Here is a 15,584-nt window from a genome sequence, read left to right as displayed (position 1 = left end):
GCTCGACCTTATCCGCTTTCCCGGCATCCGCCGCCGAGCGTGGCCGGGTTCACCACCAGCCGGTGGCCACACCCATCTGGCGACCGAGCTCTCCGGTCATGGTGCGCATGTAGGTCGCCGACAGGTGATGAGAGTCGTGATAGACCAGCACATTCCCCTCGACCGCGCGGCAGATCTCTTTGTCGCAGACGGCGTCCGAGAGGTCCAGCGGCTTGAGCAGCGGGAATTTGCCGACGAAGTCCAGGGTGGGATTGCGCTCGACGAGCACCTCGGAGCGTTTGATGCCGCAGGATTCCGCGTCGCCGCCGGAGGCCAGGCAGTCCGCCGGCTGAAACGGGTCGCCGTCGCGCACCAGCCACGGCGTGTCACGGACTCCCAGGATGGGAATGTGGTTGTCCGACAGCTGCTTCCAAATCCCGATGTAGGTTCCCGGCATCACGTCGCCGGGTTTGATGTTCCACGGCCGGGTGGCGGTGGTGAACACGAAGTCCGGGTGGTCGGCGATCAACTTGTTCATCGTCTTGCCCACCCACTCGTAGCACTGTGGGTAGGGGGCGTTGTTGCCCATGATCAGCGGGACCTTCTCGGTGGACAGCGGGCAGCCCATCTTGAGGTAGGTGACGACTTTGAAGTGGTGCCGCTGGCCGAGGATGTCCAGCGCGGGCAGCCAGTGCTCGGCGTGCGATCCGCCGGCGAGCGCGACGGTCCGGGTCGCCTCTTTGTCGCCGTAGGTGCAGTTGATCAGGTCTGGGTTGGTGAAGTTGCTGATACAGCCCTCCCGCGTGGAGCGCGGCAGGTCCTTCTTGGCCTCCAGGATGGTGGGCCGCATCCGCAGTTTGGGGACTCGCTTGTGCTTCAGCAGAGCGCGGGCGCCGGGGTAGTCATCCTTGCTGAGTTTGACCAGCTCGGTGCCGCTGGCGCGTTGCACAGTGACATGCTCTCGCCAGGAGAACGACGTCGCCGTCAACGCGACCCCCAGCAGCACCACCGTCGAACCCAGCACCGACGTCGGACGCCGCCACCAGCCGGCTGCGGGCTTGCGCCACCGCGGGCGCAGCACCGCCGCGGCGCCCGCACCGGCCGGCTTGCGGTAGCGCAGCGGATCTTCGACGAACCGGGTGGTCAGGTAGGCCAACACGCCCGACACCAGCAGGATCACCGCGCCGTCCAGCAGACTCGCGTGCCGATGGCCGCTGTAGGACAGCCAGAAGATCAGCAGCGGCCAGTGCCACAGGTACAACGAGTAGGCCATCGAGCCGAGCGTCACCAGCGGCGCCGCCGCCAGCCACCGGTTGGGCCACGGGAGTTTGGCACCGGTGCTCGGGTGGGCTTGCCGGTTGGCCCCGGCCAGGATGAACGCCACCGTGGCGCCGACCGGCACCAGCGCCCACGGGCCGGGGAACTCCCGCACCCCTTCGATCAGTGCCCCGCAGCTCAGGATCGCCGCCAGCGCCAGGGTGGCGACCACAGTGCGCAGCCACATCGGCCAGCGGATGTAGGGGACCAGCGCCCCGACCAGCGCGCCGATCAACAACTCCCAGGCGCGGGCGAAGCTGTTGTAGTAGGCCAGCGACTGATTGGCCTGGTGCGCGACGATCGCATACCAGAACGAGGCCACCGTCAGTGCCGTGAGCAGCACGACGAACGCGGCCCGCAGGTGCCGGCCGAGCACCCGGCGGAACAGGAAGGCACAGCCGAAGACCAGCAGCAGGAAACTGAGGTAGAACTGGCCCTGCACCGACATCGACCAGATGTGCTGCAGCGGGCTGACGGCCTCCCCGGCCTGCAGGTAATCGGCGGCGCTGCGGGCCAGTTCCCAGTTCTGGTAGTAGCCGAGGCTGGCCAGGCTCTGGTCGGCGAAGGTCTCCCAGCGGGTCTGCGGCTGGATCAAGATGGTCAGCACGGCACAGGCGGCCAGCACCACCACCAGGGCGGGCAGCAGACGGCGGACCAGGCGGGTCAGGTCGGGGATCGGTGACAGCGACGAGGCCGGGTTCAGCGCGACCCGCAGCAGTTTGCCGCCGAAGAAGAAACCGGAGAGCGCCAGGAAGACATCCACCCCGCCGGACACCCGCCCGAACCAGACGTGGAACACCGCCACCAACGCGATTGCGACGCCCCGCAGGCCATCGAGGTCATGCCGGTAGAAGCCCTCTTTGCGGGTGCCCAGCACGGCGGCCGGCCCGGGGGCCGGCGCCGAGCCGGACGCGGGTTCCGCAACAGGTGTTACCGCCGGTCGGGGCGGGGACAGGGCAATCATGATCGCCCGACAATCTACCTAACCGGCCTGGGGAAACCGCACTGGAGAGCGTTGTGATGTCGACCGAGTCGGTCAGGAGCCGAGCACCCGGGTCAGGTAGGGGACCATGTTGGAGGTGCGGGCCGGCGAGACGGTGACGGCGGGGCTGGTGCCCTCGATCATCTGGTTGTTGCCCAGGTACAGCGCGACGCTCTGGGTTCCGCCCGGGCCGTAGCACAGCAGGTCGCCGGGACGGGCTTGCGCGGGCGGGACCTTCTGGCCGACGCTGCACTGCTCGCCGGAGGTGCGCGGCATTCTGATCCCGGCACCGGCGAACGCGTACTGGATCAGGCCGGAGGCGTCGAAGCCGACAGTGGTGGTGTCCGGGATGTCCTCGGTGGGTGCCAGCGTGGTGCCCGGCAGACCCGGGGTGGCGCTTGCCGGCATCCTGGGGCCGTTGGGTGTGCTCGGGAGGCTGGCGCGGCCGGTGATGTCGGTCAGCGAGCTGCGGGTGGTGGCAGCCCGGGCCCGCGCGCTGTTGGTGGGCCCGTTGACGTCACCGCCGCCGTAGACGAAGGGCACACCGCGCTGTGACAGGGCACGCTGGATCACGCGTTCGACGAGCTGGTTCTGGCCGGTCTGTGACAGCGGGTCGGCGTAGGCGGGCGCGGCACTCAGCGCCGGGGCCAGGGCCGCCGCCAATGCGATCGCGGTAGTGCAGACGCGTTTCATCTTCGAACAACCCCCTTCTGGGCCGATATTCACGGCAGTATCACTCGTCACTTCTGTCACAGAGCCTACCGGCGTTTACGCGCAGTCAGCCGTCCCGGGAGAGAAATTGCGCAACCTGTGACCCAACGGTTACGCCGGCGGCCACTACTGTCGTCAGGCATGCCCGCGTTGAGTCCCGACCAGATCAGCGCGATCGACGCCGCACACCTGTGGCACCCCTACAGCACGATCGGCGCCGAATTTCCTAGGCCCATGGTGGCGCTGGCCGCCCGGGGCGCCTACCTGACCCTGGCCGTCGACGGTGCGGCGGTCGACGTACTCGACGCGATGAGCTCCTGGTGGACCGCGATCCACGGCCACGGCCACCCCGAACTGGATGCCGCGCTGACGGCCCAACTGGGCACCATGAGCCACGTGATGTTCGGCGGGCTCACCCACGAACCCGCAGCCCGGCTGGCTCAGCTGCTGGTGGAGATCACCCCGGCGGGGCTGGACACGGTGTTCTTCTCCGACTCGGGTTCGGTGTCGGTGGAGGTAGCGGTCAAGATGGCGCTGCAGTACTGGCGCGCGCGCGGCCGCGGCGCCAAACACCGGCTGATGACCTGGCGCGGCGGCTATCACGGCGACACCTTCACCCCGATGAGCATCTGCGACCCCGACGGCGGCATGCACTCGCTGTGGCGTGATGTCTTGGTGGCTCAGCTGTTCGCCCCGCAGGTGCCCCGCGAGTACGACCCGGATTACAGCGCGGCGTTCGAGGCGCAGCTGGAACAACACCGCGATGAGGTGGCGGCCGTGGTCGTGGAACCGGTGGTGCAGGGCGCCGGCGGTATGCGTTTCCACGATCCGCGTTACCTGGCCGACCTGCGCGACGCCTGCACCCGCCAGGGCGTACTGCTGATCTTCGACGAGATCGCCACCGGATTCGGCCGCACCGGTGAGCTCTTCGCCGCCGACCACGTGGGCGTGAGCCCCGACATCATGTGTGTCGGCAAGGCCCTGACCGGCGGCTATCTCAGCCTGGCTGCCACCCTGTGCGGCACCGAGATCGCCCACACGATCAGCGGCGGCGAGGCCGGCGCACTGATGCACGGGCCGACGTTCATGGCGAACCCGCTGGCCTGCGCCGTCTCGGTGGCCAGCACCGAGCTGTTGCTGCGTCAGGACTGGCGCGCGTCGGTCGCCGGGATCGGCGCCGGGTTGACCGCCGCCCTGGCACCCGCGCGTGAGCTGCCCGGAGTCGCCGATGTTCGGGTCTGCGGCGCCATCGGGGTCATCGAATGCCGGGAGCCGGTGGACCTGGCCGTTGCCACGCAAGCCGCGCTGGCCCACGGGGTGTGGCTGCGCCCGTTCCGCAACCTGGTCTATGCGATGCCGCCCTACGTCTGTACGCCCGAGGAGATCGCCCGGATCGGCAGCGCGATGGTGGGCGTCGTGCATGCCTTAGCCTGAACGGTGTTCAAGTCTTCTCGAGACCGCACAGGGAGCGCCGCGTGACCCGCACCGATGTGTCGCCACTGGCCTGGCTGGCCGAGGTGGAGCAGCGGCGTCGCCAGGCCGGCCTGCGACGTTCACTGCGGGTGCGGCCCGTGGTCACAGGCGAACTGGACCTGGCGTCCAACGACTACCTCGGCCTGGCCACCCACCCGGCTGTCATCGCCGGCGGCATCGAGGCGCTGCAGACCTGGGGCGGCGGCGCCGGGGGGTCGCGTCTGGTGACCGGCAACACCGAACTGCATCAGCAGTTCGAACAGCAGTTGGCCGATTTCGTCGGCGCGCCAGCGGGTTTGGTGTTTTCGTCGGGCTACACCGCCAACCTCGGTGCGGTGGTCAGCCTGTCCGGTCCGGGTTCGCTGCTGGTGTCCGACGCCTACTGTCACGCATCTCTGGTGGATGCCTGCCGGCTGTCGAAGGCGCGGGTCGTCGTCACCGGTCACCGTGACGTGGATGCGGTCGGCGCCGCACTGGCGGGCCGGACCGAAGAACGCGCCGTGGTACTCACCGAGTCGGTGTTCAGCACTGACGGTGCGCTGGCCCCGCTGCGGCAGCTGCACGAGGTGTGTCGCCGGCACGGCGCGCTGCTCATCGTCGATGAGGCGCATGCGCTGGGCGTGCGCGGCACCGGCGGCCGCGGGCTGGTGCACGAAGTCGGGCTGGCCGGGGCGCCCGATGTGGTGATCACCACGACGTTGTCCAAGGCCCTGGGCAGTCAGGGCGGCGCGGTGCTGGGGCCCGTCGAGGTTCGTGACCACCTCATCGATGCCGCCCGCACCTTCATCTTCGACACCGGCCTGGCCCCGGCGGCGCTCGGTTCGGCGTCGGCCGCCCTGGATGTGCTGGTCGCCGAGCCGTCCCGCGCCGGCGACGTACTGCGGCACGCCGGCGTGCTGGCCGAGATCTGCGGGCTGGACCACCAGCCGGAATCCGCGGTGGTCTCGGTCATTCTCGGCGAGGCGGAGGCGGCGGTGGCCGCCGCGACCGCCTGCCTGGATGCCGGGGTGCGGGTCGGCTGTTTCCGGCCGCCCACCGTACCGGCCGGCACGTCGCGGCTGCGGTTGACCGCGCGGGCTTCGCTGACCGCCGATGATCTGGAGCTGGCGCGACGGGTGCTGCGCGACGTGCTGCGCGACCATCCCGCCTTGTCGTCATGACCGTCCTGTTCATCACCGGCACCGGCACCGGGGTGGGCAAGACGATCGCCACCGCTGCGCTGGCCGGCGCCGTCCGGCAGGCGGGCCTGGACGTGGCGGTGTGCAAGCCGGTCCAGACCGGCACCGCCGACGGCGACGACGACCTGGCCGAGGTCGGCCGGCTGTCGGGAGTCACCGAACTGTTCGCCGCCGCCCGCTACCCGGCGCCGCTGGCCCCGGTCGCCGCGGCCGAACAGGCCGGCATGGCGCTGCCGACCCGGGCGGAGCTGCTGGCGCTGATCCGCGAGGGCGACCAGCCGGGGCGACTGACCCTGGTGGAGGGCGCCGGCGGCCTGCTGGTCGAGCTGGCCGCCGACGGCGTCACCCTGCGCGATCTGGCCGTCGACCTCGGCGCCGCCGTACTCGTGGTGGTCGACGCTGAGCTGGGCACCCTGAACCACACCGCATTGACCCTGGAAGCGCTTGCCGGGCAAGGATTATCGTGCGCCGGATTGGTGATCGGCAGTTGGCCGGCGCAGCCCGGTCCGGCCGCCACCAGCAATCGCGGGGCATTGGCCCGGCTGGCGCCGGTGCGCGCCGTGCTGCCGGCAGGGGCCGGGGCGCTGGGTGCCGCGGACTTCGCCGCCATGAGCACTTCAGCGTTCGACACCGACTGGGTGCGCACCCTGGCGGGCTGAGCGGTGGTGCACTCGATCGAGCTGGTCTTTGACGCCGACACCGAGACCGCGGTCCGGCGGATCTGGACCGACCTGACCGCCGCCGGGGTGCCCAGTCAGGCGCCGGCCGCCCGCCCGCACGTCACCCTGGTGGTCGCCCAGCGCATCGATCCGCAGGTCGACGCCGCGCTGTCGACGGTTGCCGACCTACTGCCGATGGACTGCACCCTGGGCGCGACGCTGATCTTCGGCCGTTCCCACGGGGTGCTGGCACGGCTGGTGGTGCCGACGTCGGCACTGCTGGAGCTGCACGAGCGGGTGTACCGGTTGTGTGCGCCCCATCTGATTCCCGGCCCGATGGCCAACGTGGCGCCCGGCCAGTGGACGGCGCACACCACGCTGGCCCGCCGGGTCGGTCCGGCTCAGTTGGGCCGGGCTCAGCGCATCGCCGGCCGGTCCGACATCACCGGGCGGTTTGTCGGGCTGCGACGGTGGGATGGCAACGCGCGCAACGAATATCCGATCAGCTGACGATGAGCCCTGCGCGCGCCGCCAAGCCGTCGATCAACAACCCCAGCCCGAATGCGAACGCACTGCTGGGGTCGGCCTCGGGCGTGATCTCGGCGGCGCCGGCGGCGTCCCACTGCAGGCGGGACTGCTCATCGGCGGTGAATCCCAAGACGTAGTAGACGACGGTGCGGGCGACCTGCCCGGCCTGATCGGGGTGCACGCCCGCGGCCGTCGCCGCCTCCGCCAGCAGCGCCAGGACGTCGGTGGCCGCCCGGGACTGGCCCGCCGCCATGCTGGCCGACACCAGTTCGGCGCCGTCGGTGTGGGACAGCAGCGCATCCCGCAGTCGCTCGCCCACGGTCTGGATTCGCCACTGCCAGCTGCCCGGGCCGGGGTCTGCACAGGCGGGAGCCAACACGCGGTCGGCGACCGCACCCAGTAGCTGCTGCTTGTTGGCGAAATGCCAGTACAGCGCGCTGGGGCTGACATTGAGCTCGCGCGCCAGCCGGCGCATCGACAGATCGGCGATGCCGTAGTCGTCCAGGATGGTGGTCGCCGCGGCGACCACGTCAGGTTTGTGCAGCTGCACCCCGCTAGCCTAACCTGAACACCGTTCAAGTCTTGAGGGGAGCGCGCGTGACCGACGACATCCTGGCATTGGCCCGGGAACAGGTACTGGAGCGCGGCGAGGCGTTGCGTCGGGATCAGGTTCTCGAAGTGCTGCAGCTGCCCGACGACCGACTCGATGAGCTGCTGGCGTTGGCCCACGAAGTGCGGATGCGGTGGTGCGGCCCGGAGATCGAGGTCGAGGGCATCATCAGCCTGAAAACCGGTGGCTGCCCGGAGGATTGTCACTTCTGCTCGCAGTCCGGGCTGTTCTCCTCACCCGTGCGCAGCGCCTGGCTGGATATTCCCAGCCTGGTCGAGGCGGCCAAGCAGACGGCCAAGACCGGCGCCACCGAATTCTGCATCGTCGCCGCGGTACGCGGGCCCGACGAGCGACTGCTGGCCCAGGTCGCCGCGGGTATCGAAGCCATCCGCAACGAAGTCGACATCCAGATCGCCTGTTCGCTGGGCATGTTGACCCAGAGGCACGTGGACAAGCTGGCCGCGATGGGCGTGCACCGCTACAACCACAACTTGGAGACCGCCCGGTCGCACTTTCCCAACGTCGTCACCACCCACACCTGGGAAGAGCGCTGGGAGACCCTGCGCATGGTGGCCAAGGCCGGCATGGAGGTCTGCTCCGGCGGCATCCTCGGCATGGGCGAGACGCTGGAGCAGCGCGCGGAGTTCGCCGCCGATCTGGCCGAGCTGAACCCCGACGAAGTCCCGCTGAACTTCCTCAACCCGCGCCCGGGCACCCCGTTCGGCGACTTGGAGGTGCTGCCGGCCGCCGACGCGCTGCGGGCCGTCGCCGCGTTCCGACTGGCCCTGCCGCGCACCATGCTGCGCTTCGCGGGCGGCCGGGAGATCACGCTGGGCGACTTGGGCGCCAAACAGGGCATCCTGGGCGGTATCAACGCCATCATCGTCGGCAACTACCTGACCACCCTGGGCCGGCCGGCCGAGACCGACCTGGAACTGCTCGACGATCTGCAGATGCCGATCAAGGCACTCAACGCCACCCTGTGATGGTGCGCGACCTGCCCGCTCCGGTTGGAGCCGGCGTCTACAATGTCTACACCGGGGTACAGATCGACGATCCCGCCGGGGCATCGCTGCCCACCGCCGCCCAGCTGGGCCTGGAGCCGCCGCGATTCTGCGCCTCCTGCGGACGCCGGATGATGGTGCAGGTGCGCCCGGACGGTTGGTGGGCCAAGTGTTCGCGGCACGGCCTGGTGGATTCGACCGAGCTCGAGTCGCAGCGCTGAGCGGCGCGTTGACCGACGCCGTTAGGACGGGACCTTCGGCAGGACTTTGCGCGCCAGGTCCACCGCAGCGGCGTTGGCTTCGTCGGCGGACAGCCTCAGCACCGCCACCTGCACCGTGTTCGACCGGCCGCCGGCGGCGAACCCGACTTGCCCGGAACCCATGTAGCGCATGCCGTCGGGTCCGGGGGTGAAGCCGTACACCGGATCGACGGGCGGCAACGTGTTGTTGGGCGCGGTTCCGGGATTACCGATTTCCAGCGACACCGATTCGTAGGTCTCCCGGTTCTCCCACGTGCATTCGCCCATGTCCGGACGGATCGACGTGGACTTCCCCTGAACCGTCGTGCCGAGCAGCGCAGCGATGTCCTGGGCCGGCACCATCGCGCAGGCGTCGATGGGTGCGGCAGCAGCGCTCGAGGCGTTCCTGTCGGGTTTGCTGTCGCGCTTGCCGGAATCGCTGTCGCGCGCGCCTGATCCGCAGGCGACCGCCCCGCACAACACCGAGCACAGCAGCAACGGCACCAATCTTGACGCCCCGGGCTTGTCGAGTTCGACCATGAGCCGACCGTATCGATTCGGCCAACGGCGGTGAATCAGGCGTTTCCCTACGAATTGGGGGCGCCCGGATGGGTCCGGGCGGCCCGGTAGGGTTGGTCGACCGTTCGAGGGGAAGGTGTGGGCAGGTGGTTGAACCGTCGGCAGTCGGCGAGGTCGCTCGACGAGAGCCTGCCCCACGTACCACCCGGACTCGGGCGTTCTTCTTGATGGCGGCCGGGCTGACCGCCGTCGGCCCGCCGGTGGGCGCGTTGTGGGCGTGGGTGGCCCCGCCCATTCACGGCGTGGTGGCACTGACCCGCAGCGGAGAACGGGTGCAGGCCTACCTGGGCAACGAAGCCGAGCACTTTTTCATCGCACCGTGCCTGCTGCTCGGACTGTTGAGCGTGGTGGCGGTGGTGTCGGCCACGCTGGCCTGGCAGTGGCGGGCGCATCGGGGACCGGGCATGATCGCGAGCCTGTCGGTGGGGCTGAGCGCCGGGGCGGCGCTGGCGGTGCTGACCGGCACCGTCCTGGTGCACCGCCGCTACGGCACCATCGACGTGGATGCCGCACCGGTGAGTCCCGACCACCGGGTGCACTACGTGGCGGAGGGACCGCCGGTGTTCTTCGGGCACACGCCGCTGCAGATTGCGGCCTCACTACTGTTGCCGGCAGCCACAGCGGCGCTGGTGTACGGCCTGTGCGCCACGTGGAGCACCCGTGACGACCTCGGCGGCTATCCGCCAGAACCCGTCCGGCGACCGCAACCGGCCGTCACAGCGGAAGTCGGCGCACCGCCCCGCCGGTGATCACCCGGGTCGCTATCACGCCCAGGCGCACCAGCCCGAGGTAGGTCTTGGGGTTCAGCAGCGCCGGCCACGCGCTGCTCACCTGTGCTTGCGGCAGCGGCCGGTTGGCGAACCGATCGCGCAGCCACTCCAGCACCATCGGTGCCGACAGCGGGTGCAACAGGATGTGCTCGCTGAGCAGGTCGCGGTGGTAGGTCAGCCGTGCGCCGCCGGCCGCGTAGGTCTCGGCGAGCGCGTCGATGTCGTCGACGGAGATCACCTGGTCGTGGATGGCCTGCAGCATCAGCACCGGCGGCGTCGGCACGGCGCCGCCCAGCCTGGTGTCATTGAAGACATGCTGTACCACCGGGGTCTCCACCAGTTCGTTCAGCGGCTTGTCGATGTAGGAGCTCAGGGAACGGTGGTGTAGCCGCAGTACCGCGGCCGCGGTACTGGTCGACTCCAGCTTGCGCATCAGCGCACGTCCGTCGGCGGTGGCGTGTTCCTCGACGAACGTGTCGAGTTCGGGGTAGACCCGCCTCAGGGCGGCGATCATGAGTGCCGGCAGGCCCGACCAGAACGATCCGTTCAGTCGTAACAGGGTGTTGCCCAGGTCGCCCACCGGTGAGCCGAGCGCAACGCCGACGATGTCGAGGTCGGGGGCGTAGTCGGCGCAGACCTCGGCCGCCCATGCCGTGGACAGGCCGCCGCCGGAATAACCCCACAGGCCCACCGGGGCGTCGGGGGACAAGTCCAGCTGGTCGGTACTCAGCGCGGCGCGTAGCCCGTCGAGCACGTAGTAGCCGGGTTCATACGGTGCTCCCCAGTGGCCGAAGCGGCCCTCATGGTCGGGGATCGACACCGCCCACCCCTGCGACAGGATGGCCGCGATCAGCACGAATTCCAGCTGCGTGAAAGACCCGTGCGCCCGGGCGCGGCGGCGCAGCGCAAAGGACGGGAAACACCGGCCGTCGACCGCGTCGATCGCGCACTGATACGACACGATCGGACACGGCCGGGTCCGATCCCGATCGGTGGGCACCACCACGGTCGTCACCGTCACCTGCGGGACGTCGTTCCGGTCGACGGTGCGGTAGAGCAGCTGGGTGGCCTGCAGCTGCTGCGGGATCAGGCCCAGAAAGGCCAGCTCGACGTCGCGGGAGCGCAGCACGGTGCCCGGCACGGCGTGCTGGAAGCCCGCCGGTGGCTCATAGAACGGGTCCTCGGCCGGCTGCAGGGGGCGTTCGCCGGATTGCAGCGGCTGATGCGGGGCCTGCCCGATCCACTCGACAGATGTTTCGCGGGCCAGACTGTCGACGTCCATCCCGGCATTGTTGCTTAAGAGGGCGTTAAGATTCCAGTCGACTCACCCGGGCGGCCGCAATGCGGCGAATTCGTCGGTGACGCGAAGTTCGGAGTCGGTGAACCGGTATCGGGCCGCCGGACGGCCCCCGCTACGTCCCGAACGGGCGGTGGTGCCGGTGCGGGTGATCACTCCGCGGCGCACCAGCACCCGCTGCAGGTTGGTGGCATCGACCTGGTAGCCCAATACGACGCTGTAGATGTCCCGCAGTGTCGACAGGATGAATTCCGTTGGCGCCAAGCCGAATCCAATGTTCGTATACGACATCTTGGCGACTAGGCGACTATGCGCGTGTGCCACCATCGGCCCGTGGTCGAACGCCATCGGCGGCAAGTCGTCGACGGGATGCCAGTGGGTGTCGCTCGGTAGCTCGGGGTCGGCAGGGGAGGGCACCAAGCCCAGAAACGTCGACGCGATGGTGCGCACGCCGGGCACCCGGCCTGGGTCGGAGAACACAGCCAGCTGCTCAAGGTGGGCGATCTCACGCAGGTCGACCTTTTCGGCCAGCTGGCGGCGGGCCGATGCCGTGACATCCTCGTCATTGCGCAGCAGGCCACCGGGCAGCGACCACCGGCCAGACTGCGGTTCGCGCGCACGTTCCCACAGCAGCACGTTGAGTCGGGGTCGGCGCTGGTCAAGGCCACCAACCTGGAAGACCACCGTGAGCACTTCGTGCGCGGTGCTAGTATGGACCATGTTTTCGATTATAAGTCGAAAACCTGTTTTGAGAAGGAGTCACTCATGACCACCCTCACCGACAGCGGTGTGCGGGCAAGCAGCCTGGCCGACCGCATCGTGAACTCGCCGGCGGGCTACAGCGGTATCGAACCCGACGAGGAGTGGGTGGACGAGGTTCTCCGACTCAAAAAGGAACGCAACGCGACGATCCTGGCCCACAACTACCAACTGCCGGCGATCCAGGACATCGCCGACCACGTCGGGGACTCCCTGGCGCTGGCCCGCATCGCGGCCACCGCCGCCGAGGACACCATCGTGTTCTGCGGTGTGCACTTCATGGCCGAGACGGCCAAGATCCTGTCCCCGGACAAGACGGTGCTGCTGCCCGACACCCGGGCGGGTTGTTCGCTGGCCGACTCGATCACCGCCGAGGAACTGCAGACCTGGCGCAATGAATACCCAGACGCGGTCGTGGTGTCCTACGTGAACACCACCGCGGCGGTCAAGGCACTGACCGACTACTGCTGCACCTCGTCGAATGCCGTCGATGTGGTCAACGCGATCGATCCGGACCGTGAGGTGCTGTTTCTTCCCGACCAGTTCCTGGGCCAGCACGTCAAACGGGTCACCGGCCGCGACAACATCCACATCTGGGCCGGCGAATGCCACGTGCACGCCGCCATCAACGGCGACGAGCTCGAGGAGAAGGCGCGGGCCAACCCGGACGCCGAACTGTTCGTGCACCCCGAGTGCGGCTGCGCGACGTCGTCGCTGTACCTGGTCGGCGAGGGCCATTTCCCCGAGGAGCAGGTCAAGATCCTGTCGACCGGCGGGATGCTCGAGGAGGCGGCGCGGACCGGCGCCCGCAAGGTGTTGGTGGCCACCGAGGTCGGCATGATCCACCAGCTGCGCAAGGCTGCGCCGCAGGTCGACTTCGAAGCGGTCAACCGCAAGGCGGCCTGCAAGTACATGAAGATGATCACCCCGGCGGCCCTGCTGCGCAGCCTGACTGAAGGCGCCGACGAGATCCACGTCGACCCCGAGACGGCCCGCCTGGCCGCCCGCAGCGTGCAGCGGATGATCGCGATCGGACACTCCGTCCCGGTCAGCAAGTGACCGCTGGTCCCAGCTGGCAGCAGCGGGCCGATGTCGTCGTCATCGGCACCGGCGTCGGCGGGCTGGCGGCGGCGCGGGCCGCGCACCGCGCCGGGCGCGAGGTCGTGGTGCTCAGCAAATCCGCCGCGGGCTCGGCGGCGACGGCAACGCACTACGCCCAGGGCGGGATCGCGGTGGTACTGCCGGGCCACGACGACTCGGTGGCCGCCCACGTCGCCGACACGCTGGCCGCCGGTGGCGGATTGTGTGACCGCGACGCGGTGACCTCGATCGTGGCCGACGGCTACCGTGCGGTCTCCGACCTCGCCGCTGCGGGTGCGGTGTTCGACCGGGATTCGGACGGAAACTGGGCGCTGACCCGCGAGGGCGGGCACTCACGGCGTCGCATCATTCATGCCGGCGGCGACGCGACCGGAGCCGAGGTGCAACGTGCCCTGGACCACGCCGCGGCCGCGCTGGATGTGCGCTGCGGTCAGGTGGTGTGTGAGATCCTGCGCGACGCCGATCGGGTCACCGGTGTGCTGGTGGCCAACGCCGACGGGATCGGTGTGATCCACGCTCCGTCGGTGGTGCTGGCCACCGGCGGTCTGGGCCACCTGTACCGGGCGACCACCAATCCCGGTGGGGCGACGGGCGACGGGGTGGCGCTGGCGCTGTGGGCCGGAGTCGCGGTCAGCGACCTGGAATTCATCCAGTTTCACCCGACGATGCTGTTCTCGGGGGCCGGCAACGGCAGCGCCACCGGTGGGCGCCGGCCGCTGATCACCGAGGCGGTACGCGGGGAAGGCGCCAAGCTGATCGACGCCCGCGGCGCCTCGATCACCGAAGGGGTGCACCCGATGGGGGACCTGGCTCCGCGCGACGTGGTTGCGGGGGCCATCGACGCTCGCCTGCGCGAGACCGGCGACGACTGTGTGTATCTCGACGCTCGCGGGATCGACGGCTTCGCGGAGCGCTTCCCGACCGTCACCGCGGCCTGCCGGAACGCCGGTATCGACCCTGTGCGCCAACCGATTCCGGTGGTGCCGGGAGCACATTACAGCTGTGGCGGCGTGATCACCGACGTCACCGGCAGCACCGAGTTGCCCGGCTTGTTCGCCGCCGGCGAGGTGGGCCGGACCGGCATGCACGGCGCCAACCGGCTGGCTTCCAACAGCCTGCTGGAAGGGCTGGTGGTCGGTGACCGCGCCGGCGCTGCGGCCGCGGCGCACTCGGCGTCCGTGGGCCGGACCGAGGCCGTGCTGCCCGAGACCGCCGGGCACGCCGTGGTGAACCGGCAGACCCTGCAGGACGCGATGTCACGCGACGCCTCGGTGGTCCGCGACGCGCACGGGCTCGCGCGGCTACAGGAGCTGCTGGCGGGCGCCGAAGCACGCCACGTCACCGACCGGGCCGGAGTCGAGGACGCCGCACTGACCCTGGCCGCCCGGGTGGTCGCAGCGGCGGCGTCGGCTCGCACCGAGAGCCGGGGCTGCCACCACCGGGCCGAATACCCGGCCGCCGACCCCGGTCAGGCCCGCAGTTCCACCATCCGGCTGCGCGACGGAGTAGTCGCGCTCGAGACCCCCGCGGGAGTCGCATCGTGATGCTGTCCGAGACCGAACTCGACGAGGCGCGCCACGTCATCGCCCGCGCGCTCGACGAGGATCTGCGCTACGGGCCCGATGTCACCACCGCCGCGACGGTCCCCGCCGGCGTGACAGCCGAAGCGGCCATGGTCACCCGCGTGCCCGGGGTGATCGCCGGGGTCGACCTGGCCCTGCTGGTGCTCGACGAGGTTCTCGGAGCCGACGGCTACCGGGTATTGGACAAGGTGGCCGACGGCGCCCGGCTTCCAGCCGGCGCATCGGTGCTGAGCTTGCAGGCCGACACCCGCGGCCTGCTGACCGCCGAACGCACCATGCTCAACCTGGTCTGCCATCTGTCCGGGGTCGCCACCGCCACCGCGGCCTGGGTCGACGCCGTAGACGGTACGTCGGCGCGCATCCGCGACACCCGCAAGACGTTGCCCGGCCTGCGGGTGCTGCAGAAGTACGCGGTGCGCGTCGGTGGCGGGGTGAATCACCGGATGGGTCTGGGCGATGCCGCGCTGATCAAGGACAACCATGTTGCCGCGGCGGGTTCGGTGGCCGCGGCGCTGCGGGCGGTCCGGGCGGCCGCCCCCGACGTGCCCTGCGAGGTCGAGGTGGACTCGCTCGAGCAGTTCGACGAGGTGCTCGCCGAGGCGCCCGAGCTGGTGCTGCTGGACAACTTCGAGGTCTGGCAGACGCAGATGGCGGTGCAGCGGCGCGATTCGCGCGCACCGGGTGTGCTGCTGGAGTCATCTGGTGGGCTGACCCTGGACAGCGCGGCTGCCTACGCCGCCACCGGAGTCGACTACCTGGCCGTGGGCGGCCTCACCCATTCGGTGCAGGTGCTCGACATCGGGTTGGACATGTAG

Annotated in this window: 16 protein-coding genes; 10 read left to right on the top strand and 6 right to left on the bottom strand. The window is 69.8% G+C overall.

Features of this window, described 5'->3' with window-relative positions:
* Positions 1-49: 49 nt before the first annotated feature.
* Both ABW16_RS04440 and ripD read right to left on the bottom strand, forming a co-directional pair.
* On the bottom strand, positions 50-2,260 hold the full coding sequence (locus ABW16_RS04440; protein ID WP_109519479.1) for an acyltransferase family protein: 2,211 nt from the start codon (positions 2,258-2,260) through the stop codon (positions 50-52).
* A 72-nt stretch (positions 2,261-2,332) separates the two neighbouring features.
* Positions 2,333-2,971: an NlpC/P60 family peptidoglycan-binding protein RipD gene (ripD, locus tag ABW16_RS04435; protein ID WP_047317927.1), complete on the bottom strand. Its 639-nt coding sequence runs from the start codon at positions 2,969-2,971 to the stop codon at positions 2,333-2,335.
* Positions 2,972-3,130: 159 nt separating this feature from the next.
* On the opposite strand from ripD, the gene ABW16_RS04430 reads away from it, so the two are divergent.
* From ABW16_RS04430 to ABW16_RS04415, 4 genes are read left to right on the top strand one after another with little or no spacing between them, the layout of a single operon-like run.
* The gene (locus tag ABW16_RS04430) at positions 3,131-4,423 is read left to right on the top strand and encodes an adenosylmethionine--8-amino-7-oxononanoate transaminase (RefSeq protein ID WP_047317926.1); all 1,293 of its coding nucleotides are present in this window, start codon (positions 3,131-3,133) and stop codon (positions 4,421-4,423) included.
* Positions 4,424-4,464: 41 nt separating this feature from the next.
* Complete coding sequence (locus ABW16_RS04425; RefSeq protein ID WP_047317925.1) at positions 4,465-5,622, top strand: 8-amino-7-oxononanoate synthase; 1,158 nt, start codon at positions 4,465-4,467, stop codon at positions 5,620-5,622.
* Positions 5,619-6,299, top strand: a complete 681-nt coding sequence (gene bioD / locus ABW16_RS04420) for a dethiobiotin synthase (RefSeq protein ID WP_047317924.1) — start codon at positions 5,619-5,621, stop codon at positions 6,297-6,299. Before ABW16_RS04425 ends, bioD begins: the two co-directional genes overlap by 4 nt.
* A gap of 3 nt (positions 6,300-6,302) precedes the next feature.
* Positions 6,303-6,809, top strand: coding sequence for a 2'-5' RNA ligase family protein (locus ABW16_RS04415; RefSeq protein ID WP_047317923.1), 507 nt, complete (start codon positions 6,303-6,305; stop codon positions 6,807-6,809).
* Here ABW16_RS04415 and ABW16_RS04410 read toward each other — a convergent pair.
* On the bottom strand, positions 6,802-7,377 hold the full coding sequence (locus tag ABW16_RS04410) for a TetR/AcrR family transcriptional regulator C-terminal domain-containing protein (RefSeq protein WP_047317922.1): 576 nt from the start codon (positions 7,375-7,377) through the stop codon (positions 6,802-6,804). The two genes, ABW16_RS04415 and ABW16_RS04410, sit on opposite strands and share 8 nt — an antisense overlap.
* A 47-nt stretch (positions 7,378-7,424) precedes the next feature.
* Between ABW16_RS04410 and bioB the strand changes: the two genes are divergently transcribed.
* Together bioB and bsaP are read left to right on the top strand one after the other, a co-directional pair.
* Positions 7,425-8,423, top strand: coding sequence for a biotin synthase BioB (gene bioB / locus ABW16_RS04405; protein ID WP_167344258.1), 999 nt, complete (start codon positions 7,425-7,427; stop codon positions 8,421-8,423).
* A complete protein-coding gene (bsaP, locus tag ABW16_RS04400; RefSeq protein WP_047317920.1) occupies positions 8,423-8,662 on the top strand; it encodes a biotin synthase auxiliary protein BsaP in 240 nt (79 codons plus the stop codon). The genes bioB and bsaP overlap by 1 nt, the downstream gene beginning before the upstream one ends.
* A gap of 21 nt (positions 8,663-8,683) precedes the next feature.
* On the opposite strand, the gene ABW16_RS04395 is transcribed toward bsaP, so the two are convergent.
* Complete coding sequence (locus tag ABW16_RS04395; protein WP_047317919.1) at positions 8,684-9,220, bottom strand: hypothetical protein; 537 nt, start codon at positions 9,218-9,220, stop codon at positions 8,684-8,686.
* A gap of 125 nt (positions 9,221-9,345) precedes the next feature.
* On the opposite strand from ABW16_RS04395, the gene ABW16_RS04390 reads away from it, so the two are divergent.
* Entirely contained in the window at positions 9,346-10,008 is a 663-nt protein-coding gene (locus tag ABW16_RS04390) for a DUF2567 domain-containing protein (protein WP_047317918.1), read from the top strand.
* On the opposite strand, the gene ABW16_RS04385 is transcribed toward ABW16_RS04390, so the two are convergent.
* Complete coding sequence (locus ABW16_RS04385; protein ID WP_047317917.1) at positions 9,974-11,311, bottom strand: lipase family protein; 1,338 nt, start codon at positions 11,309-11,311, stop codon at positions 9,974-9,976. The genes ABW16_RS04390 and ABW16_RS04385 overlap by 35 nt on opposite strands.
* Before the next feature lie 42 nt (positions 11,312-11,353).
* Positions 11,354-12,046, bottom strand: coding sequence for an NUDIX hydrolase (locus ABW16_RS04380; protein ID WP_047317916.1), 693 nt, complete (start codon positions 12,044-12,046; stop codon positions 11,354-11,356).
* Positions 12,047-12,091: 45 nt separating this feature from the next.
* Here ABW16_RS04380 and nadA point away from each other — a divergent pair, with 45 nt between their 5' ends.
* Genes nadA through nadC form a run of 3 tightly spaced genes read left to right on the top strand, consistent with a single transcriptional unit; the run spans position 12,092 to position 15,584 of the window.
* Entirely contained in the window at positions 12,092-13,144 is a 1,053-nt protein-coding gene (gene nadA / locus ABW16_RS04375) for a quinolinate synthase NadA (RefSeq protein ID WP_047317915.1), read from the top strand.
* The gene (locus tag ABW16_RS04370) at positions 13,141-14,730 is read left to right on the top strand and encodes an L-aspartate oxidase (RefSeq protein ID WP_047317914.1); all 1,590 of its coding nucleotides are present in this window, start codon (positions 13,141-13,143) and stop codon (positions 14,728-14,730) included. Before nadA ends, ABW16_RS04370 begins: the two co-directional genes overlap by 4 nt.
* The gene (nadC, locus tag ABW16_RS04365) at positions 14,730-15,584 is read left to right on the top strand and encodes a carboxylating nicotinate-nucleotide diphosphorylase (protein WP_047317913.1); all 855 of its coding nucleotides are present in this window, start codon (positions 14,730-14,732) and stop codon (positions 15,582-15,584) included. The genes ABW16_RS04370 and nadC overlap by 1 nt, the downstream gene beginning before the upstream one ends.

It is taken from the genome of Mycolicibacter heraklionensis (assembly GCF_001021505.1).
Classification (GTDB): Bacteria; Actinomycetota; Actinomycetes; order Mycobacteriales; family Mycobacteriaceae; genus Mycobacterium; species Mycobacterium heraklionense.
Note: the sequence above shows the minus strand (reverse complement) of the source record. Positions and strands in the feature narration are given on the sequence as shown.